This window comes from Mediterraneibacter faecis (assembly GCF_055383675.1).
In genome coordinates this window covers 2838014-2860762 of record NZ_AP043803.1, presented here as the reverse complement: position 1 = coordinate 2860762, position 22749 = coordinate 2838014, and the positions used below count along the sequence as shown (strand labels likewise).

The window sequence follows — 22749 nt, the reverse complement described above, 5'->3', positions numbered from 1 at the left end:
AGGAGCCGTTTTTATGCCAAATAACAATGAACAACAATATGAACCGTTAACATTTGATGCGATTAAGATCGGCCTGGCTTCACCTGAAAAAATCCTGGAGTGGTCCAGAGGTGAGGTAACAAAGCCGGAGACCATCAACTACAGGACTTTGAAGCCGGAGAAGGACGGACTTTTCTGTGAGAGAATCTTCGGACCAAGCAAAGACTGGGAGTGTCACTGCGGTAAATACAAAAAGATCCGTTATAAGGGTGTTGTATGTGATCGCTGTGGTGTTGAAGTTACAAAGGCCAGTGTTCGTCGTGAGCGTATGGGACACATCGCTCTGGCAGCACCGGTATCCCATATCTGGTACTTCAAAGGAATTCCGAGCCGTATGGGTCTGATCCTTGACATTTCTCCAAGAACACTGGAGAGAGTACTTTACTTTGCTTCTTACATCGTGCTTGATAAGGGAGAGACAGATCTCTCCTACAAGCAGATTCTTTCAGAGGCAGAGTATCAGGAAGCAAAGGAAAAATGGGGAAGACATGCATTCCGTGTAGGTATGGGTGCTGAATCCATCAAAGAGCTTCTTGAGTCTATTGACCTTGAGAAAGAATATGCAGAACTTCAGGCAGGCCTGGAGAATGCAACAGGACAGAAGCGTGCGAGAATTGTAAAACGTCTGGAAGTTGTAGAAGCATTCCGCGAGTCCGGAAACAGACCGGAGTGGATGATCCTTACAGCTATCCCGGTTATCCCGCCGGATCTGCGTCCTATGGTACAGCTGGATGGAGGACGTTTTGCAACATCTGACCTGAATGATCTGTACAGAAGAATCATTAACAGAAATAACCGTCTGAGAAGACTCCTTGAACTGGGAGCACCAGATATTATCGTAAGAAACGAGAAGCGTATGCTTCAGGAAGCTGTTGATGCGCTGATCGATAACGGACGTCGTGGACGTCCGGTAACAGGACCTGGAAACAGAGCACTCAAGTCTCTGTCTGACATGCTGAAAGGTAAGTCCGGACGTTTCCGTCAGAACCTGCTTGGAAAACGTGTTGACTATTCAGGACGTTCTGTTATCGTCGTTGGACCAGAACTGAAGATCTATCAGTGTGGTCTGCCGAAAGAGATGGCAATCGAGCTGTTCAAGCCATTCGTTATGAAAGAGCTTGTAGCGAACGGAACAGCACACAATATCAAAAATGCAAAGAAAATGGTCGAGAGACTTCAACCAGAGGTATGGGATGTGCTTGAAGAAGTAATCAAAGAGCATCCGGTTATGCTGAACCGTGCCCCTACTCTGCATAGACTTGGTATCCAGGCATTCGAGCCAATCCTTGTAGAAGGTAAGGCAATCAAGCTTCATCCACTGGTATGTACAGCTTACAATGCCGATTTCGATGGAGACCAGATGGCTGTCCATGTACCGCTGTCACAGGAAGCACAGGCAGAGTGCCGTTTCCTTCTTCTTTCACCAAACAACTTGCTGAAACCATCTGATGGTGGTCCGGTAGCCGTTCCTTCACAGGATATGGTACTTGGTATTTACTATCTGACTCAGCTTCGTCCTGGTGCAAAGGGAGAGGGCATGTTCTTTAAGAGCGTGAACGAGGCTATTCTTGCATACGAGAATGGATATATCACACTTCACTCACAGATTAAAGTACGTGTGACAAAGACTCTTGCAAATGGAGAAGAGAAGACAGGAACTATCGACGCAACACTTGGTCGTCTCCTGTTTAACGAGATCATTCCACAGGATCTTGGTTTTGTAGACCGTGAGGTTGAGGGAAATGAACTTAAGATGGAAATTGACTTCCATGTTGGTAAGAAACAGCTGAAGCAGATCCTTGAGAAAGTTATCAACACTCATGGAGCTACACAGACAGCAGAAGTTCTTGATGATGTTAAGGCAATCGGATACAAGTTCTCTACAAGAGCAGCTATGACAGTATCCATTTCCGATATGACTGTACCACCGCAGAAACCGCAGATGATGCAGGAAGCACAGGATACAGTAGACAAGATCACAAAGAACTATAAACGTGGTCTTATCACAGAGGAAGAGCGTTACAAAGAAGTTGTTGAGACATGGAAAGCAACTGATGATAAACTGACAGAGGCACTGCTGACAGGTCTTGATAAATACAATAACATCTTCATGATGGCAGATTCCGGAGCCCGTGGATCTGACAAGCAGATCAAACAGCTTGCAGGTATGCGTGGACTTATGGCTGATACAACAGGTCGTACGATCGAGTTGCCTATCAAGTCAAACTTCCGTGAAGGTCTTGACGTACTGGAATACTTCATGTCTGCCCATGGAGCTCGAAAAGGAATGGCCGATACAGCTCTTCGTACAGCCGATTCCGGTTACCTGACAAGACGTCTTGTAGACGTATCTCAGGAGCTTATCATTCACGATGCAGATTGTGCAAAACCGGGTCAGCCGATTCCGGGAATGTATGTATCTGCATTCATGGATGGAAATGAAGAGATTGAGAGCCTTCAGGATCGTATCACAGGAAGATTTGCTGCTGAGGATCTTAAAGATAAAGACGGAAACGTCCTTGTAAAAGCAAACCATATGATTACACCTCGTCGTGCAGAGCGCGTGATGAAGAAAGGTGTTGACGAGAACGGAAATCCTCTTGAGCAGGTTAAGATCCGTACAATTCTTACATGTAAATGTAAGAACGGTGTATGCTCCAAATGTTATGGTGCGAACATGGCAACAGGTGAGGCAGTTCAGGTTGGTGAGGCAGTCGGAATCATGGCCGCTCAGTCAATCGGAGAACCAGGTACACAGCTTACTATGCGTACATTCCATAATGGTGGAGTTGCCGGTGACGATATCACACAGGGTCTTCCTCGTGTCGAGGAGCTTTTCGAGGCAAGAAGACCTAAGGGACTTGCCATCATCACAGAGATCGCAGGACGTGCAACACTCAGTGATACAAAGAAGAAACGTGAGGTTATCGTTACAAACGAAGAGACAGGAGAATCCAAATCCTATCTTATTCCTTACGGATCACGTATCAAAGTACAGGACGGCGTTATGCTTGAAGCCGGAGATGAGCTTACAGAAGGTAGCGTAAATCCACATGATATCCTGAAAATCAAAGGACTTCGTGCAACACAGGATTATATGCTCCAGGAAGTACAGCGTGTATACCGTCTCCAGGGTGTTGAGATCAACGATAAGCATATCGAGGTTATCGTTCGTCAGATGCTGAAGAAGATCAGAATCGAAGAGAAGGGTGATACAGAGTTCCTGCCTGGAACAATGGTAGACGTTCTTGACTTCGAAGAAGTAAACGAGCAGCTTGTTGCAGAAGGAAAAGAGCCGGCTACCGGAGAGCAGATCATGCTTGGTATCACAAAGGCTTCTCTGGCAACAGAATCCTTCCTGTCAGCCGCTTCCTTCCAGGAGACAACAAAGGTTCTGACAGAAGCAGCTATCAAGGGTAAAGTTGACCATCTGGTTGGTCTGAAAGAGAACGTTATCATCGGTAAACATATTCCTGCCGGAACAGGTATGAAGAAGTACCGTGATGTAAAACTCAACACAGATATTAAGATGGAAGATGAACTGGACTTCGAAGATGATATCGATCTTGATGAGAATGTTGATCTGACAGATGAGTTCACAGAAGAAGCTGTTGCAGACGAAAGTGCAGATGCAGTTGAAGAAGCAGTAGCAGAAACTGAAGAATAAGATAATATAAAGATTTAGCGTAGAGATTCTTTTTCGAGTTCGGACGAAATCAGATAGCGCATATAAAGTTTATTTGAATAGACAGACGTTGAGGGTTTGATGCAGACTCCGGGTTCTGTATACAGGAAAGACTAAGAAAAACGAAAGATTACTAAGAGCAAAGCAGTGCTCGGCAAACTCGCTGCCGCTTCAGACAGTAGCCTCGCACTGCTTTAACGTAATCTTTCGTTTTTTAAGTCTTTCCAAGCACACAGAACAGTCATCTGAATCAAACCCTCAACGTCTATCTATCAGTAAGTTTTTCTGCGCTATCTGATTTCTATTCTCTCGAAAGAAGAACTTTACTTGAGAAGTAGGCGCAATGGAAATTCCCTAGAATGATATCCATATCTCAAACGTTTTTGTAGCTAATAAAATTTAGCGTTGAAATCGTTTTTTTCAATAAACAGAAAACAGAAAATATGAGCTTCGCGGAGCTTTATGTTAGAAGATGGGTATAGGGACGCAGACGAATGTGGAGCATGCTTGCTCATACTTGAAAAACAATAGATTGCGTTAAAGAAAGGATTGACAGCTGTCTGAGCGGCAGCGAGTTTGTCAATCCTTTCTTTGCTTTTAGCAGTCTGTTGTTTTTTCTAGTATGAACAGTATGCGTAACCTTGAGTCGGCGTTCCTATACCCATCTTCTAACAATCGACTTTCTAAAATAATATTTTCTGTTTTCGTCCGTATATCAGTAAAATGATTTCTACGCTAAATTTATATTTAGATAGTCTCTCCATTTTTATATTTCTGAAGTACATTCTGGATACGCTCATTCGGACTGAGAATCTCGCTCAGTGATCCGTCATGATTCAGAGTATCAATGATCAGAGCAATGTACTTGCTCATATCACAGTTGATATAATATGGTTTTGAAAGAAGGTTTGGTGTCTGATAGATGAGGTTTGTTGTCAGGATACCATCAATAATACCTTCTTCATAAGCTTTGTCAAATTTCTCCATTCCGTTAGTAAACAGACCAAAAGTAGCAGCGGCAAAGATACGTTTTGCTTTACGTCTCTTTAATTCTGTAGCAACTTCAATGATACTGTCTCCGGAAGAAATCATATCATCAATAATAATTACATCTTTGCCCTCTACAGAGCTTCCAAGGAACTCATGAGCAACGATAGGGTTACGTCCGTTTACAATCTGAGTGTAATCACGGCGTTTGTAGAACATACCCATATCCAGACCAAGAACGTTTGCAAGATATACAGCACGGTTTGTACCACCTTCATCCGGACTGATCGCCATCATATGTTCACTGTCGATCTGAAGATCCTTTACATTGCGAAGAAGACCTTTGATGAACTGATAAGTTGGTGAGATTGTCTCAAATCCACTCAGCGGAATCGCATTTGATACACGAGGGTCATGAGCATCAAAAGTGATAATATTGTCAACTCCCATACGGACAAGCTCCTGAAGTGCAAGTGCGCAGTCAAGAGATTCACGGGAAGTTCTCTTATGCTGACGGCTTTCATAAAGGAATGGCATAATAACGTTAATACGGCGTCCCTTACCACCTACAGCAGCAATGATTCTCTTTAAGTTCTGGAAATGGTCATCCGGTGACATATGGTTTGTGTTTCCTGTCAGAGAGTAAGTAACATTATAATTACATACATCGACCATCAGGTATATATCCTTTCCACGTACGGATTCTCCAAGGATACCTTTGGCTTCACCAGAACCGAAACGCGGTACGCTGGCATTGATCAGATAATTCTCTTTCTCATATCCGGAGAAAGCAACATCATTCTTGTGCTCGTGAGCGCTTTCGCGGCGCCATTTAACAAGGTAATCATTTACCTTATTTCCAAGCTCTTCACAGCCAAGTAAAGGAATGATTCCAAGGCTTCCTACTGGTATGTTCTCCAAGATACGTTCTGAACGACTTAACATGAGTCATAATCCTCCTAATGTTCTAACTTCTTTTTAATACGTATATCATCACCGACTATTTTCAACAGACTATATCTGCTTGTAATTCTGGAGAAAGAACGCTCAGTATAAAGATCAGCGAGCGACTCCAAAGAAAGGTTTGTTGAAATAATCGTTGATTTCCTATGCAGCAGCCTTTCATTGATGCAAGTAAAAAACTGTGATGCAATAAAGGCGTTTGTGTACTCTGTACCAAGATCATCAATAATAAGCAGATCACAGTCAAAAATGTATTCACACATGTTATGTGCATCAATGTCATTTTTGTCAAATGCATTCTTGGCAAGAGTATTAAAAAGCTGTGGAGCAGAAAAATACAAAACAGAATATTCTCTGTTCATAATCTCTTTTGCGATACAGGTGGAGAGAAAAGTTTTCCCAACACCGACATCTCCATAGAAAAAGAGATTGTTAAACTCTGTACCAAAGCTGTCGATAAAATGATGGCAGATGCGCAAAGTATCTTCCATCATGGAACGAGAAGAACGTCCCGTTTTCTTATCGTAATGTGAAACCGGATAATAGTCAAGTCTGAAATTGCTAAAATCTGCTTCTACAGGGAATTTTTTAATATTTGACTGGTCATAAAGCAATCCAATGATCGCTTTTTTGAAACAATGGCATTTTTTGTTACCAATGTATCCGGTGTCTTTACAATCCGGACAGTCGTAAACCGGCTCCAGATAATCTTCTGGGAAGCCGGCTGATTTGAGCAGATGAATCTTACGATTACGTAATTCTGCAAGATCTTTCTTTAAAGCATCAACTGCACTGGTATCTCCATCAAGTAGTTTCTTTCCATGCTGAATAGACAGTGAGGCAATGGAGTCATCAAGTGTTTTGAATTCAGGGAGCTTTTTATAGACTTCTTCATACCGGGCCATCTGAATGTCATGGCTATGTAATTGTTTCTGCTCATATTTACGCATGATTGCATGGTACTGTGAATTTTTTAATCCCATGTAAAGACTCCTTTTAAATTCTCTTAAATATAATTGATCTTCTAAACTATTGTTTTTTCATTAGTTGCTCTTTAAAAGTTGCTCTTCCAGAGAATCCATGTCGTAGGAACGTCTCTCAAAATTATTCAGATTTCTTGTGACATTCTTTGGTTTTGTGACAGGACTTCTATGTAAGGAACGTTCTTTCTGGAATTCATGATCCAAGGCATTGATATCAGTCAGATGATGAATATTGCATTCATACCATTTTGTGAGAATGGAGTCAGCATATTCAAAACTTGGCTGATGTGTGGCAGAGATTGTTCTGCGGCAGGCTTCCTGAATGATGTCAGCGGAAAATCCATAAGTATCAGCCCATTTATTAATATATTCCAGTTCGGAAGAGGCAGGTCCTCTGTTCTTAATGCCGAATGCATTCAAAACCGTGTAGCAGTTACGGCTGTATGCAGCAGCCTGTTCTTTTGCCTGTGATATAGTTTCAACTCCGTTCTCTACCCAGGAAATGGCAACCTTCTGGATATAATGCATACTCTTATGTCCGTTCTCTACACAGGATTCAATCAGATATTCAATCAAATCAGCAGACATATGCAGCGTATCATAGAAATAAGTAATTGTGTCGACATCCGTATGCGTCAGTGTCTTGCCAAGGTACTGTTCTGTGATAAACAGGAGAGACTTGATCTCCTTCTGGGCACGGAATGTATCAAGAGGAACCGCATTGGAAACAGGGGTCTGGATACTGCTTTCTACCGGTGCAGAAACAGCTTCTGAGCGGAACTCTGTTACCGGAGCTACCGGAGTTTGAGTTGGAATTGAATCCTGTGGATAGCCTGATGTACAGCCGGAAAAATCAGTTGTATCTCTACAAGTATTCTCTTCTTCATCGCGAAGAAATTCAACGGCAGTGATTCCACCGTCCGGTCCGTGTCCAAGTCTGAGAAGACCGACAGATTCCCAGTAACGGAAAGCGCGAAGAACATCGTTCTCTGTATTATTCAGATAATCTGCGATCATGGAGATGCTCAGAGAAGATGCAGCATCCTCAACATGGCGGAGAAGAAAAAGGTATACTTTTACAAACTCTCCGTTCGCATTCGCCATATAATGATCTACAAAGCTGTTCGGCAGCATTGTCATATTCATCTGAAAATTATTCTTTAAAACCAAAGTCTTCATAACTTATCCTGCTTTCTCTATGTATTAACCAATTGCCACTTGCTCTGTCTGATGAGGGGCAACCTGAAATCTATATCTTCTTCTCTTTAGTGTGAATATTATAACATCATATGAGAATCTTAAAAAGAATTTTCGAGTGGGTAACTAGGACTTTTTTGTAGATAACTATGTGGAGAAAATGTGGATAAAGTGTGGAAAAGTTCACATGCATGTGGATATCTATGTGAACTTTTCCACAGAATAGTTTAGCAAAGTTATTGAGAAAGCCTTATTTTAAAATGTCTTCGCCGATTTTGACAACATCTCCGGCTCCCATTGTGATCAGGAGATCTCCGGATTTGCAGTTTTCTTTAAGGAAAGCTTCTATTTCTTCAAAACTTGGAAGGTAATGTGCATCTGTTCCAAGTTTACGTGCTTCCTCTGCAAGACCGGCAGAAGAAACTCCGAGAGTATCTGTCTCACGAGCTGCATAGATATCTGCAAGCACCAGATGATCCGTGTGAGAAAGAGCTTCTGCAAATTCATGGAAGAAAGCCTTTGTTCTCGTATAAGTATGTGGTTGGAAGACACACCATACCTGATTGTGTGGGTAATGCTGTGCAGCCTTCAGAGTAGCGGCAATCTCTGTCGGATGATGTGCATAATCATCGACAACAGTTACACCGTTAAATGTTCCCTTGTATTCGAAACGACGGTCTGTTCCACTGAAAGAAAGAATTCCTTTTTTAATTGTTTCCATTGGAATCTGAAGCAGTTCAGCAGTAGCAATAGATGCAAGTGCATTTGATACATTATGATCACCTGTTACAGAAAGCTGGATATGGTCAACCACTTTTCCGTTCTTTATAAGATCAAATGCAACAAGCCCTTTTTCATCATAAGTGATGTTAGAAGCACTGTAGTCAAGCATATCAGAAGAACCATAAGTGATCACATTGCAGTCAAGACTATCATAAATCTCCTGATAATTGTCGATATCACCATTGATGATCAAAGTTCCATCAGAAGGAAGAAGTGCTGCAAACTGATGGAAAGAATGTCTGATGTCTTCAAGATCCTTGAAGAAGTCCAGATGATCTTCCTCAATATTGAGGATGACACTGATCTTCGGATAAAAATGAAGGAAACTGTTTGTATACTCACAGGCTTCTGTGATAAAAGTCTCGGATTTTCCAACGCGGATGTTACCACCGATTGCCTTGAGAATACCGCCGACAGAAATTGTAGGATCCAGATCGGCTGCAAGTAAAATATGAGAGATCATGGATGTAGTAGTAGTTTTTCCATGAGTACCGGATACAGCGATCGGTGTCTTGTAATTTTTCATCAGCTGTCCAAGCAGCTCTGCGCGTGTAAGCATTGGAATCTTGCGGGCAACAGCTTCCATAAGCTCTGGATTAGCTTTATTGATCGCAGCAGTGTATACAACACAGTCAATTCCGTCAGAAATGTTCTCGGCACACTGTCCGTAATGGATGATGGCACCTTCAGACTCCAGCTTCTTTGTAAGCGGAGACTCCTTTGAATCTGAACCGGATACAGTAAATCCTTCTTCCAGAAGAATCTCAGCAAGACCGCTCATACTGATTCCGCCAATTCCAATAAAATGAATATGTATCGGCTTTTCAAAATTGATTTTATACATTGAGATACGCCCTTTCTTTAATAGATTTTATAAAATAACTTGTGATTTTAGTCATAAATCTTCTATATCGTTTATATTATACTATATATCGAAAAAAAAGAAAGAAGATCTTTTTGGTAGAAATTGATAAAAAGGAGAAAAAAGTATGAAAAAAATTGTAAAATATGTTTGTTATTTCTAAATATATGGTATAATGATTCTAGCTTACTTGAAATGAGGTGACGTAATGTATAAGAAGGAAATGATTGCCATGCTGCTGGCGGGTGGACAGGGCAGTCGACTTGGAGTACTTACATCAAAAGTTGCAAAACCAGCAGTTGCTTTTGGTGGAAAGTACCGTATTATTGATTTCCCGCTTAGCAACTGTATTAACTCGGGAATCGATACGGTTGGTGTACTGACACAGTATCAGCCGCTTCGCCTGAATACACATATTGGAATTGGAATTCCGTGGGATCTGGATCGCAACGTTGGAGGTGTATCAGTTCTCCCACCATATGAGAAGAGTACAAACAGTGAGTGGTATACAGGAACAGCGAATGCCATTTATCAGAATCTGAATTACATAGAGACTTATAATCCGGACTATGTACTGATTCTTTCAGGAGATCATATCTATAAGATGGATTATGAAGTGATGCTTGATTTCCACAAGGCAAACAATGCTGATGTGACAATTGCAGCAATGCCGGTGCCGATGGAAGAAGCAAGCCGTTTCGGAATTGTAGTGACAGATCAGGACAGCAGGATCAAAGAATTCGAAGAGAAGCCTGAGAAGCCAAGCAGTAATCTGGCATCGATGGGAATCTATATCTTCAGCTGGCCGGTTCTCAAAGAGGCACTTATTAAGCTGAAAGACCAGCCAAACTGTGATTTCGGAAAACACATTATTCCATATTGTCATGAAAAAGGGGACAGGCTGTTTGCATATGAGTACAACGGATACTGGAAAGATGTTGGAACACTCAGCTCTTATTGGGAAGCGAATATGGAACTGATCGATATCATTCCGGAGTTTAATCTTTATGAAGAATTCTGGAAGATCTATACGAACAGTGCGAATATTCCTCCACAGTATATTGCAGAGAATGCTGTTGTAGACAGATGTATCATTGCAAACGGAACAGAAATTTACGGAGAAGTCCACAGTTCTGTTATTGGAGGAAGTGTTACTGTAGGAAAAGGCAGCGTAGTCCGTGACTCAATTATTATGCAGGGAGTTACGATCGGAGAAAACTGCGTGATCGAGAAAGCAATCATAGCAGAAGACACGGTAATTGGAAATGATGTTTCTATCGGAATCGGAAGTGAAGTCCCGAATAAGATGAAACCGAATATTTACAGCGGTGGACTGGCTACGATCGGAGAGAATTCAGTGATTCCGGGAGGAGTACAGATTGGAAAGAATACCGCCATCAGTGGAGTGACATCATCCGAGGATTACATAGATGGAGTACTTGCAAGCGGTGAGACATTGATAAAGGCAGGTGACAGAGTATGAGAGCAGTAGGAATTATTTTAGCCGGCGGTAACAGCAGAAAGATGAAAGAGCTGACTTCAAGACGTGCGGCAGCAGCAATGCCGGTTGCCGGAAGCTATCGCGCAATTGACTTTACATTAAGTAATATGACAAACTCTCATATCCAGAAAGTTGCTGTGCTGACACAGTACAATGCCCGTTCTTTGAATGAGCATCTGAATTCTTCCAAATGGTGGGATTTCGGAAGAAAACAAGGTGGATTATATGTATTCACACCTACGATCACAGATGATAATGGTTACTGGTACAGAGGAACAGCAGATGCGATTTATCAGAATCTGGATTTCCTGAGAAGATGTCATGAACCTTATGTAATCATTACATCAGGTGATGCAGTCTATAAGATGGATTATAATAAAGTGCTGGAATATCATATTGCGAAGAAAGCAGATATCACTGTTGTTTGTAAAGAACTTGGAGCAGGAGAAGATGCGACAAGATTCGGAACCATTAAGATGAATGAATCTTGCAGAATCGAAGAATTTGAAGAAAAACCGATGATTGCAAGATCACAGACAATCTCTACAGGAATTTATGTGATCCGCAGAAGACTGCTGATCGATCTTGTAGAACAATGTGCGGAAGAAGAGAGACATGATTTCGTAAATGATATCCTGATCCGTTATAAGAATGTAAAGAAGATTTATGGTTATAAGATTGAAAGCTATTGGAATAATATTTCAACAGTAGATGCATATTACAAGACGAATATGGATTTCCTGAAACCGGAAGTGAGAAAATATTTCTTCAAGGATCTGCCAAGTGTATATTCTAAGGTGAGTGATCAGCCACCGGCAAAATATAATCCGGGTGCGATCGTGAAGAACAGTCTGGTTGGAAGTGGAAGTATTATTAATGGAACGATAGAGAACTCAGTTATTTTCAAGAAAGTATTTGTTGGAAATAATTGCGTGATTAAGAACTCTATCATATTGAATGATGTATATCTTGGAGATAATACATACATTGAGAACTGTATTGTAGAGAGCAGGGATACGATCCGTGCGAATACAAGACATGTAGGGGAAGACGGAATTAAAATAGTTATTGAAAAGAATGAAAGATATGCATTATAAGCCAAGATAAGCAAAAAAACCCTGAAAAAGGGTGTTCATATTCCGTGATAATGCAAAAGAGAAAGGGGAACTGTAATATGCAGATTACAGATGTACGTGTACGTAAAGTTGCGAAAGAGGGAAAGTTAAAAGCAGTAGTATCTATCACAATTGATGAGGAGTTTGTTGTTCATGATATCAAAGTGATCGAAGGTGAAAAGGGGCTTTTCATTGCAATGCCAAGTAAAAAAGCATTAGATGGTGAGTATCGTGATATCGCACATCCGATCAATTCAGGAACAAGAGAACGAATTCAGTCAACAATTCTTGCAAGATATCAGCAGGCACTTGAAGAAGAGCCGGAGCCGTTGGTTGTTGACGAGATGTAGGGTATTGTGGTGCTGCTCTTATTTGGATAAATGACAGGTAAAGGCAGGGCTAATACAATAGATAGGAAACAGGCGAAAGGAAAAGTGCAGTGATTGCCCGATCACTGCACTTTTCCTTTTTGTCTTATAAATGAAAAACCATTTTTTCACCGGTTGTCGGATGTGTGAATTCCAGTCGACAGGCACAAAGCATTAACTGTCGTGAAGTGCATGCGGCAGTGCCATATTTCCGATCCCCGATCAGAGGGTGTCCGGCATGTGCAAACTGCACGCGGATCTGATGATGACGCCCGGTATCCAGATGAATTTCCAGTTGGGAAAAAGGTTCACCAGAAGGAAGTGTATCTGTATGGATTACTTTATAATGAAGTCGTGCATACTTTGCATCAGGCACATTTTCTTCACAGACACGGGAGGTGTTGGTTCGTCCGTCTTTTACAAGATAGTCTTCCAGAGTTCCTTCGTTGTGTTCGAAAATGCCTAAAGCCTGTGCACGGTAATATTTCCCAAAACCAGATGTGGTAAGCTGGCGGGAAAGTTCCTTTGCGGCAGCAGGCGTTTTTGCAAAAACAAGAAGTCCTTCTACCGGTTGGTCCAGCCGATGGATGACAGCAAGATAAGGTTTGCGTGAAGCGGTTTTTTTAGCAGTATTTTTTATCAGATGATTTTTTAAAATACTGACCATATCTTTTGTGCCAATGCGGCTGCTCTGGGTAGGAACTCCAGCAGGTTTATGACAGACGATAATATCCTTGTCCTCATATATTATTTCAGGGGTAAGTGATGAAATCATAGTTGTATCCTTCTTTCTTGACAATCGCTAAAGTTGCGTCTAAACTGAGAATTAATAATGTTATAATGATACATGATGTAAACGAATCAGGTCAAGCTTTTAAGGAGAACATCAATGAATAATGACTGGGAACATTTTGGAGAAGAGATAAAGCAGACAATACAGGATGCAATTGATACAAAGGATTACAGCAGATTGAACCAGATGGTGTCTGATACGGTGAACCATGCGATGGACTGCGTCTCGGCAGGGATTAAAAACGGTGGCTGGTACAGAGATCCGAAGACCGGACAGCCATTATATGGAGATAAAAAGAATGCCGGAAGCAGATCAGGTGCAGAAAACCAGGGGTATCGTCCGAATCAAGGATCGAAGATGTCGGAAATGAGAAATTATAGTCAGAATCGTCCGGTACCGGTGAGTCCAAGATATCTCAAAGGAACTTCGGTAAAGATCGGCGGGACTTTTCTGGCAGCGACAGGAGCTGTATTTGGATTGACTTCTGTTATTTTCCTTATCATCACTTTGATTGGAAGTGTGATCACAGCGTTTGATGTAGTCAGTGGTCTGATCATTGGAATTTTTGCAGTTGCTTTTATATCTTTTGCAGTGATGACTTATGTAGGAGTAGATATGGTACGTACGGTGGGAAGGTTTCGCCAATATGTATCTGTTCTGAGAGACCGGGAATTTTGTGATATTAAGGAAATTGCTTCTGCGACAGGACGAGATGTCAGAAAGGTTCTGAAAGATGTGAAAAAAATGATTACAAAAGGCTGGTTCTGTCAGGGACATCTGGATGAGAAAGAATCCTGCCTGATGGTCAGTGAACATGCATGGAATCAGTATACAGCTCTTATGGAAGACATGAAACAGCGTAAGGCAGAGGAGCAGGCTGCTCAGAAAAAGATGCGGGAAGAGTATGACAGACTTTCACCGGAAGTACAGAAGATCGTACAGGCAGGAGATGAATATGTGAGAAGGATCAAGGCAGCGAATGACGCAATTCCGGGAGAAGTGATTTCGGCAAAGATTTCCCGCATGGAACTGCTCGTGGATCGTATTTTTGACCGCGTGGAGCAGAATCCGGATTCTGTGAATGATATGCGAAGAATGATGGATTATTATCTTCCGACAACGATGAAACTTCTTGAAGCGTATGAAGAGCTGGATGCCCAGCCAGTACAGGGAGAAAATATCATTTCTTCCAAGAAAGAGATTGAAGATACGATAGATACATTGAATATTGCATTTGAGAAATTACTGGACAGCCTGTTCCAGGATACAGCATGGGATGTATCTTCAGATATTTCAGTACTTCATACAATGCTTGCGCAGGAAGGTCTGACAGAAGACGGGCTGAAGAAATAATGATATCCCAAACAGACAATGAATCAAAACAGTTACAAACAGAAATGGAGGATTACTATGAGTGATGCATTCAAGGATGTAAGTACAGTGCCGACACTGACACTGGAACCGTTTCAAGCGGAAGAAGAAAAGAAACCGGCGGTGCAGCCGGAAGAACCGAAGCTGGATGATACGATCCTGACAGAAGAAGAGCGCAGGATGGTAGATGCATTTGCACAGCAGATCGATCTGACGAATTCTTCTATGATTCTTCAGTATGGCGCAGGTACACAGAAAAAGATGGCAGATTTCTCAGAAAGTGCTTTGGAAAATGTGAAGTCAAAGGATCTGGGAGAAGTTGGTACACTGCTTACGAATGTTGTAACTGAACTGAAGAGCTTTGATGAAGAAGAGAGCAAAGGATTTCTTGGAATATTTAAGAAAGCATCGAATAAAGTTGAATCTATGAAAGCAAAGTATTCGAAAGCCGAAGAAAATGTGAATCAGATCGTGAAAGCACTGGACAACCATCAGGTGCAGCTTTTAAAAGATGTTGCGATACTCGATAAGATGTATGATCTGAATCTTACTTATTTTAAAGAGCTTTCTATGTACATTCTTGCAGGAAAGAAAAAACTGGAAGAAGTAAGAAGCACACAGCTTGCTGAATTGATGAGCAAAGCTCAGATAAGCGGCCTCCCGGAAGATGCGCAGGCAGCAAAAGATCTGGATTCGATGTGCAACCGTTTTGAAAAGAAGTTACATGATCTTGAACTGACGAGAATGATCTCCATCCAGACCGCACCACAGATCCGACTGGTTCAGAATAATGATACACAGATGGTAGAGAAGATCCAGTCTACAATCGTGAATACGATTCCGTTGTGGAAGAGTCAGATGCTTCTCGCACTTGGAGTAGAACATTCTTCACAGGCGGCGGCAGCACAGAGACAGGTGACGGATATGACAAATGAACTGTTGAAGAAGAATGCGGAGACATTAAAAATGTCCACAATTGAGACTGCAAAAGAGTCTGAAAGAGGAATTGCAGATCTCGAGACATTAAAAGCAACAAATGAATCACTGATCTCTACATTGGATGAAGTGATGAACATTCAGAGAGAAGGAAGAGAAAAACGCCGGGAAGCGGAGGCGGAACTTCGCAATATGGAAAATGAATTGAAAGCAAAGCTTCTGGAAATCAGAGGATAAAGCTTTTTGGCTTGACAGCGGGTGTTTTATCAGTTAGAATTTCATTTGATAACTGACGTTGAACGGGAATAGTAGATACGCAGCATGCTTCAGAGAGAAGGCGGCAGGTGAGAGCCTTTGCATTACGGTATGGAACCGGCCCGGGAGTCCCTGTATGAAAGTACAGCGTAGGTCCTGCGTTAAAGGAGAAGAAAGTGAATGCAGATACAGAGATCATTTGTGTTGGTTTTGATTATAGAATGGATGTATTGCATTAATTAGGGTGGTACCGCCGGAGATATTCGGTCCCTATCGTGGGGATGCGATATCCCGGCGTTTTTTTATATTAAAGTAAAAGCAAACTGCTGTCAGGGGACAGCAATGCAAAAAAACAAAAAGGAGAAGAACAATGGCAAAGAAATTAGTACAGAATATCACTGCCAGAGAAGAAGATTTTGCTCAGTGGTATACAGACGTTGTGCGTGAAGCAAAACTGTGTGATTATTCAGGTGTTAAAGGATGTATGAACTACCTTCCGAACGGATATGCTCTGTGGGAGAATATTCAGAAGAACCTGGATGCACGTTTCAAAGAGACAGGAGTAGAGAATGTATACCTTCCGGTTATGATCCCGGAAAGCTTTCTTCAGAAAGAAAAGGATCATATCGAAGGATTTGCACCGGAAGTTGCATGGGTAACACATGGTGGACTGGAAGAACTTCAGGAAAGATTCTGTATCCGTCCTACATCTGAGACACTGTTCTGTGATGTCTGGAGCAAGACAGTTCAGTCTTACCGTGATCTTCCTAAGGTGTGGAATCAGTGGTGTTCCGTTCTTCGTTGGGAGAAGACAACAAGACCATTCCTTCGTTCCAGAGAGTTCCTGTGGCAGGAAGGACATACAATCCATGCAACATACGAAGAAGCAGAAGAGCGTACAAAACAGATGTGGAGAGTCTACAGAGACTTTGCACAGGATGTTCTTGCAATCCCGGTAGTTTCCGGACGTAAGACAGAGAGTGAGAAATTCGCAGGAGCACAGGATACTTATACAATCGAAGCGCTGATGCATGACGGAAAAGCACTCCAGTCAGCAACAAGCCACTTCTTCGGAAGTTCCTTCCCAAGTGCATTTGGTATTCAGTATTCAGATAAGAATAACGAACTTCATGAAGTATACGAGACATCCTGGGGACTGTCTACAAGAATCATCGGTGCGCTGATCATGGTACACGGAGATGACAGTGGACTTGTTATTCCACCGAGAATCGCACCGGTGCAGACAATGATTATTCCGATCGCTCAGCATAAAGAAGGTGTTCTTGATAAGGCAAATGAACTTGTTGATACACTGAAGGCAGCAGGATACAAAGTGAAAATCGACGATTCTGACAAAGCACCTGGATGGAAGTTCAGCGGACAGGAGATCCTTGGAATCCCGACACGTATCGAGATCGGACCGAAAGACATCGAGAACAATCAGGCAGTTATCGTACGCCGTGATACAAGAGAGAAGATCGTTGTTTCTCTGGATGAGCTTACAACAAAACTTGCTGAAGTTCTTGAGACAATGCAGAATGATATGTTCGAAAGAGCAAAAGCATTCCTTGATTCTCATATCAATGAAGCAACAACAATGGATGAGATGAATGAGAAGTTCAATGAGAACCTTGGATTCATCAAAGCAATGTGGTGTGGAGACGAAGCCTGTGAAGATGAGATCAAAGCTCAGACAGGCGGAGCTACATCTAGATGTATTCCGGAAGAGGAAGAACATCTTTCAGATGTATGTGTATGCTGCGGAAAACCGGCGAAGCATATGGTATACTGGGGCAAAGCGTACTAATTTATTTCGTTGAAAATAAAGAAGAGATTTACTTTCATAGTTGCTAGAAAAAAGAATTTGATTTAATAACAAATAACAGATGGTTTCTTAAGAAAAAAAGAGAGTGCCATCTGTTATTTTTGTATGAAAAATAATATGGAAAATGCGAAAAAAGCCTTGACTTTCGGCGCTAAACGTAATAAACTAAACGAGCGTGTGGAAAAAGGCAATGTCTTTTTGATGCGCAAATAAGGATAATGACTTAATTATCCGCAGCCCCTTGAGGCATAAGCCCAAGGTAACGAATAATTCATAGGAGGTGAAAAGAATGCCAACATTTAACCAGTTAGTTAGAAAAGGACGTCAGACTTCTGAGAAGAAATCTACAGCACCGGCACTTCAGAAAGGATACAACTCCCTGAAGAAACGTGCAACTGATGTTTCTGCACCACAGAAGAGAGGTGTATGTACAGCAGTTAAGACAGCTACACCTAAGAAGCCTAACTCAGCTCTGAGAAAGATCGCCAGAGTTCGTCTGTCAAACGGAATCGAAGTAACAAGCTACATTCCAGGTGAAGGACACAACCTTCAGGAGCATAGCGTTGTTATGATCCGTGGAGGAAGAGTTAAGGACCTGCCAGGTACAAGATACCACATTATCCGTGGAACACTTGATACAGCAGGTGTTGCTAAGAGAAGACAGGCTCGTTCTAAGTACGGTGCTAAGAGACCGAAAGACGCTAAATAAGAAGTCGCGGATTGCAGTATAGTATTTTAGATAAGTGTAACTAATAGTTAAATCGTATCACAAACAGAACTATGATTAGTCGTAGGTTGCGGATGCTATATAGATTTCGCGGCTGCGAGCACATGGAATGTGATCTCATAGAAAGACACATGTGAGTACCGATGAATTAATCCCGGAAAAACCGGAAAATATGATTAAGGAGGGAAGGACCGTGCCACGTAAAGGACATACTCAGAAGAGAGATGTATTAGCGGATCCAATATACAACAATAAAGTTGTTACCAAACTTATCAACAACATCATGCTTGATGGTAAGAAAGGCGTAGCACAGAAGATTGTATACGGAGCATTTGAAAGAGTAGAAGCTAAGGCTGAGAAGCCGGCTATTGAAGTGTTTGAAGAGGCTATGAACAACATGATGCCAGTTCTTGAAGTTAAAGCAAGACGTATCGGTGGAGCAACATACCAGGTACCGATCGAGGTTAGAGCTGACAGAAGACAGGCACTCGCACTTCGCTGGTTAACTATGTATTCACGTCAGAGAGGCGAGAAGACACAGGAAGAAAGACTGGCAAACGAGATTCTTGATGCAGCTAACAACACAGGTGGAGCTGTTAAGAGAAAAGAAGATATGCACAAGATGGCAGAAGCAAACAAGGCGTTTGCTCACTATCGTTTCTAATTATTTTAGGAGGAAAAAATCTTGGCTGGAAGAGAATATCCATTAGAGAGAACCAGAAATATCGGTATTATGGCTCATATTGATGCTGGTAAGACTACACTGACAGAGCGTATTCTTTACTATACCGGTGTTAACTATAAGATTGGTGATACTCACGAAGGTACTGCTACTATGGACTGGATGGAACAGGAGCAGGAAAGAGGTATCACAATTACTTCAGCCGCTACAACATGTCATTGGACATTGGAAGAGAAGACAAAAGTGAAACCGGGCGCTTTAGAGCATCGTATCAATATCATTGATACTCCGGGACACGTTGACTTCACTGTAGAGGTTGAGCGTTCACTCCGTGTACTTGATGGAGCTGTCGGCGTATTCTGTGCTAAGGGTGGTGTTGAGCCGCAGTCAGAAAACGTATGGCGTCAGGCAGACACATACAACGTACCACGTATGGCATTCATCAATAAGATGGACATCCTTGGTGCTGATTTCTACAATGCTGTAGATCAGATCAAGACAAGACTTGGAAAGAACGCTATTTGTCTTCAGCTTCCAATCGGAAAAGAAGACGAATTCAAAGGAATCATCGATCTGTTCGAGATGCAGGCCTACATCTACAATGATGAGAAGGGGGAAGACATCACTGTAACAGATATTCCGGAAGAGATGCAGGATGAAGCTGAGCTTTATCACACAGAACTCGTAGAGAAAATCTGTGAGCTGGATGATGACCTTATGATGGAATACCTTGAGGGTGAAGAACCTTCTATCGATGCAATGAAAGCAGTTCTGAGAAAAGCTACATGTGAGTGTACAGCTGTTCCGGTATGCTGCGGTACTGCATACAGAAACAAAGGTGTTCAGAAACTCCTTGATGCAATCATCGAGTTTATGCCGGCTCCAACAGACATCCCGGCAATCGAGGGTGTTGATGAAGACGGAAACGAAGTAGTAAGACACTCTTCTGATGAAGAGCCGTTCTCTGCTCTCGTATTTAAGATCATGACAGACCCATTCGTAGGTAAGCTTGCTTACTTCCGTGTGTATTCAGGTGTTATGAACTCCGGTTCTTATGTACTGAATGCTACTAAAAATAAAAAAGAGCGTGTTGGACGTATCCTTCAGATGCATGCCAACAAGCGTGAAGAGCTGGATAAAGTATATTCAGGAGATATCGCTGCAGCAATCGGATTCAAGTTCTCTACAACAGGAGATACAATCTGCGACGAGCAGCATCCAGTAATTCTTGAGTCCATGGAATTCCCAGAGCCAGTTATTGAGCTCGCTATCGAGCCTAAGACAAAGGCTTCACAGGGAAAACTTGGAGAGTCTCTTGCAAAACTTGCAGAAGAAGACCCGACATTCCGTGCTCATACAGATAAAGAAACTGGACAGACAATCATTGCTGGTATGGGTGAGCTTCATCTTGAGATCATCGTAGACAGACTTCTTCGTGAGTTCAAGGTAGAGGCTAACGTAGGTGCACCTCAGGTTGCTTACAAAGAGTCCATTACAAAAGCAGTTGATATCGACAGCAAGTATGCAAAACAGTTTGGTGGACGTGGACAGTATGGACACTGTAAAGTTAAATTCGAGCCAATGGATGTCAACGGTGAGGAGACATACAAGTTCGAGTCTACTGTAGTTGGTGGAGCTATTCCGAAGGAATACATCCCGGCAGTAGGTGAAGGTATTGAAGAAGCTATGAAGTCTGGTATCCTTGGAGGATTTCCTGTAGTTGGTGTTTACGCTAACGTATACGACGGATCTTACCATGAAGTCGATTCCAGTGAGATGGCATTCCACATCGCTGGTTCCCTTGCATTCAAGGATGCTATGAAACAGGGCGCACCTGTACTTCTTGAGCCTATCATGAAGGTAGAGGTTACAATGCCTGAAGAATATATGGGAGATATCATCGGAGACCTGAACTCACGTCGTGGACGTATTGAAGGTATGGATGATCTCGGTGGCGGAAAGATCGTACGTGCGTACGTTCCTCTGTCAGAAATGTTTGGATACTCTACAGATCTTCGTTCCAGAACACAGGGACGTGGTAACTACTCAATGTTCTTTGAGAAATACGAGCCAGTACCGAAGTCTGTACAGGAGAAAGTATTATCCAACAAAAATGCCTAAAATATCATAAAAGGCTTGAAAATCGGCTAAGTTTGAAATATAATCAAACTTAGCCAGGTTTAAAATAGAAAACCAAAACAAGGTTGCCCCATTGAGGGTTATATTTTTAAGGAGGATATTCAAAATGGCAAAGGCTAAATTTGAAAGAACAAAACCGCATTGTAATATCGGTACTATCGGACACGTTGACCATGGTAAAACAACTCTTACAGCTGCTATCACAAAAGTACTTTCTCACAGAGTAGAAGGTAACGCATCTGTAGATTTCGAGAACATCGATAAGGCTCCAGAAGAAAGAGAGCGTGGAATCACAATCTCTACAGCACACGTTGAGTATGAGACAGCTAACCGTCACTACGCACACGTTGACTGCCCAGGACATGCTGACTACGTTAAGAACATGATCACAGGAGCAGCTCAGATGGACGGAGCTATCCTTGTTGTAGCTGCAACAGACGGAGTTATGGCTCAGACTAAAGAGCATATTCTTCTGTCCCGTCAGGTTAACGTACCATATATCGTTGTATTCATGAACAAATGTGACATGGTAGACGACGAAGAGCTTCTTGAACTCGTAGAGATGGAGATCCGTGAAGTACTTAACGAGTATGACTTCCCAGGAGATGACACACCGATCATCCAGGGATCAGCTCTTAAGGCTCTTGAAGATCCAGACGGAGAGTGGGGAGACAAGATCATGGAACTTATGGACGCTGTTGATACATGGATCCCAACACCAGAGCGTGCTACAGACAAGCCATTCCTTATGCCAGTAGAGGACGTATTCTCTATCACAGGACGTGGAACAGTTGCAACTGGTAGAGTAGAGCGTGGAACACTTCACGTATCTGACGAAGTTGAAATCATTGGTATCCACGAGGACGTTAAGAAGACTGTTGTAACAGGAATCGAGATGTTCCGTAAGCTTCTTGATGAGGCTCAGGCTGGAGATAACATCGGAGCACTTCTTCGTGGTATTCAGAGAACAGAAATCGAAAGAGGACAGGTTCTTATCAAACCAGGTACAGTAAGCTGCCATAAGAAATTTACATGCCAGGTTTACGTACTGACAAAAGACGAGGGTGGACGTCATACTCCATTCTTCAACAACTACCGTCCACAGTTCTACTTCAGAACAACAGACGTAACAGGTGTTTGCGAGCTTCCAGAAGGAATCGAGATGTGTATGCCTGGAGATAACGTAGAGATGACAGTTGAACTGATCCATCCAGTAGCTATGGAGGAAGGTCTTCGTTTCGCTATCCGTGAAGGTGGACGTACAGTAGGATCAGGTACAGTTGCTTCAATCATCGAGTAATTAATATCTAGATAGATTTAATATCGATACTTAAAATGAAAAAAGCCCGCAGGACTTCGGTTCTGCGGGCTTTTCTATTAGTGCGCAAATATACAAAAAAGTATTATCTTAAATATGTTGTGCCTTGAAAAATCCTATTGAAACTGACCGCATTTCTCAGTATAATATCACTGTATTAGGAAATACTTTGAAAAACGTCTGTTAGGGAAGATTCTCTAACGGACGTTTTTGGGGATAA

At 42.2% G+C, this 22749-nt stretch carries 16 protein-coding genes and 1 other annotated feature; of the genes, 11 read left to right on the top strand and 5 right to left on the bottom strand.

Annotation, left to right across the window (positions count from 1 at the left end; translation table 11 throughout):
* The first annotated feature begins 13 nt into the window (after positions 1 to 13).
* Entirely contained in the window at positions 14 to 3706 is a 3693-nt protein-coding gene (gene rpoC, locus ACZ47Z_RS13560) for a DNA-directed RNA polymerase subunit beta' (protein WP_464525648.1), read from the top strand.
* A 765-nt stretch (positions 3707 to 4471) separates the two neighbouring features.
* Here the strand turns inward: rpoC and ACZ47Z_RS13555 are convergent.
* The 4 genes from ACZ47Z_RS13555 to murC form a co-directional block, all read right to left on the bottom strand.
* Positions 4472 to 5656, bottom strand: a complete 1185-nt coding sequence (locus tag ACZ47Z_RS13555) for a ribose-phosphate pyrophosphokinase (protein WP_054753105.1) — start codon at positions 5654 to 5656, stop codon at positions 4472 to 4474.
* A 14-nt stretch (positions 5657 to 5670) separates the two neighbouring features.
* On the bottom strand, positions 5671 to 6657 hold the full coding sequence (locus tag ACZ47Z_RS13550; RefSeq protein ID WP_020437205.1) for an ATP-binding protein: 987 nt from the start codon (positions 6655 to 6657) through the stop codon (positions 5671 to 5673).
* Between the two features lie 60 nt (positions 6658 to 6717).
* Complete coding sequence (locus ACZ47Z_RS13545) at positions 6718 to 7836, bottom strand: DnaD domain protein (RefSeq protein WP_464525647.1); 1119 nt, start codon at positions 7834 to 7836, stop codon at positions 6718 to 6720.
* Positions 7837 to 8104: 268 nt separating this feature from the next.
* The gene (gene murC, locus ACZ47Z_RS13540; protein WP_054753109.1) at positions 8105 to 9481 is read right to left on the bottom strand and encodes a UDP-N-acetylmuramate--L-alanine ligase; all 1377 of its coding nucleotides are present in this window, start codon (positions 9479 to 9481) and stop codon (positions 8105 to 8107) included.
* Positions 9482 to 9707: 226 nt separating this feature from the next.
* On the opposite strand from murC, the gene ACZ47Z_RS13535 reads away from it, so the two are divergent.
* The 3 genes from ACZ47Z_RS13535 (at position 9708) to spoVG (ending at position 12465) form a co-directional block, all read left to right on the top strand.
* On the top strand, positions 9708 to 10982 hold the full coding sequence (locus ACZ47Z_RS13535; RefSeq protein WP_015528671.1) for a glucose-1-phosphate adenylyltransferase: 1275 nt from the start codon (positions 9708 to 9710) through the stop codon (positions 10980 to 10982).
* Positions 10979 to 12097 carry a glucose-1-phosphate adenylyltransferase subunit GlgD gene (gene glgD / locus ACZ47Z_RS13530; RefSeq protein WP_054753113.1) on the top strand — a complete coding sequence of 373 codons (1119 nt, stop codon included), beginning with the start codon at positions 10979 to 10981 and terminating at the stop codon, positions 12095 to 12097. Before ACZ47Z_RS13535 ends, glgD begins: the two co-directional genes overlap by 4 nt.
* 77 nt (positions 12098 to 12174) lie before the next feature.
* Complete coding sequence (gene spoVG, locus ACZ47Z_RS13525) at positions 12175 to 12465, top strand: septation regulator SpoVG (RefSeq protein ID WP_055147886.1); 291 nt, start codon at positions 12175 to 12177, stop codon at positions 12463 to 12465.
* Positions 12466 to 12589: 124 nt separating this feature from the next.
* Here spoVG and ACZ47Z_RS13520 read toward each other — a convergent pair whose 3' ends face one another.
* On the bottom strand, positions 12590 to 13258 hold the full coding sequence (locus ACZ47Z_RS13520) for an RluA family pseudouridine synthase (RefSeq protein WP_464525646.1): 669 nt from the start codon (positions 13256 to 13258) through the stop codon (positions 12590 to 12592).
* Between the two features lie 114 nt (positions 13259 to 13372).
* Between ACZ47Z_RS13520 and ACZ47Z_RS13515 the strand changes: the two genes are divergently transcribed.
* The 7 genes from ACZ47Z_RS13515 to tuf all read left to right on the top strand — a co-directional run bounded on the left by ACZ47Z_RS13515 (position 13373) and on the right by tuf (position 22511).
* A complete protein-coding gene (locus tag ACZ47Z_RS13515; protein WP_464525645.1) occupies positions 13373 to 14629 on the top strand; it encodes a 5-bromo-4-chloroindolyl phosphate hydrolysis family protein in 1257 nt (418 codons plus the stop codon).
* 57 nt (positions 14630 to 14686) lie between these two features.
* Complete coding sequence (locus ACZ47Z_RS13510) at positions 14687 to 15820, top strand: toxic anion resistance protein (protein ID WP_054753125.1); 1134 nt, start codon at positions 14687 to 14689, stop codon at positions 15818 to 15820.
* A gap of 49 nt (positions 15821 to 15869) precedes the next feature.
* Positions 15870 to 16113: a binding site (T-box leader), on the top strand.
* 95 nt (positions 16114 to 16208) lie between these two features.
* Complete coding sequence (gene proS, locus ACZ47Z_RS13505; RefSeq protein WP_464525644.1) at positions 16209 to 17645, top strand: proline--tRNA ligase; 1437 nt, start codon at positions 16209 to 16211, stop codon at positions 17643 to 17645.
* 307 nt (positions 17646 to 17952) lie between these two features.
* Complete coding sequence (gene rpsL, locus ACZ47Z_RS13500; protein WP_004847546.1) at positions 17953 to 18372, top strand: 30S ribosomal protein S12; 420 nt, start codon at positions 17953 to 17955, stop codon at positions 18370 to 18372.
* A gap of 211 nt (positions 18373 to 18583) precedes the next feature.
* Positions 18584 to 19054: a 30S ribosomal protein S7 gene (gene rpsG / locus ACZ47Z_RS13495; protein WP_020437196.1), complete on the top strand. Its 471-nt coding sequence runs from the start codon at positions 18584 to 18586 to the stop codon at positions 19052 to 19054.
* Positions 19055 to 19075: 21 nt separating this feature from the next.
* A complete protein-coding gene (fusA, locus tag ACZ47Z_RS13490; RefSeq protein WP_464525643.1) occupies positions 19076 to 21193 on the top strand; it encodes an elongation factor G in 2118 nt (705 codons plus the stop codon).
* Positions 21194 to 21317: 124 nt separating this feature from the next.
* Positions 21318 to 22511, top strand: a complete 1194-nt coding sequence (gene tuf / locus ACZ47Z_RS13485) for an elongation factor Tu (protein ID WP_020437194.1) — start codon at positions 21318 to 21320, stop codon at positions 22509 to 22511.
* Positions 22512 to 22749 lie beyond the last annotated feature (238 nt).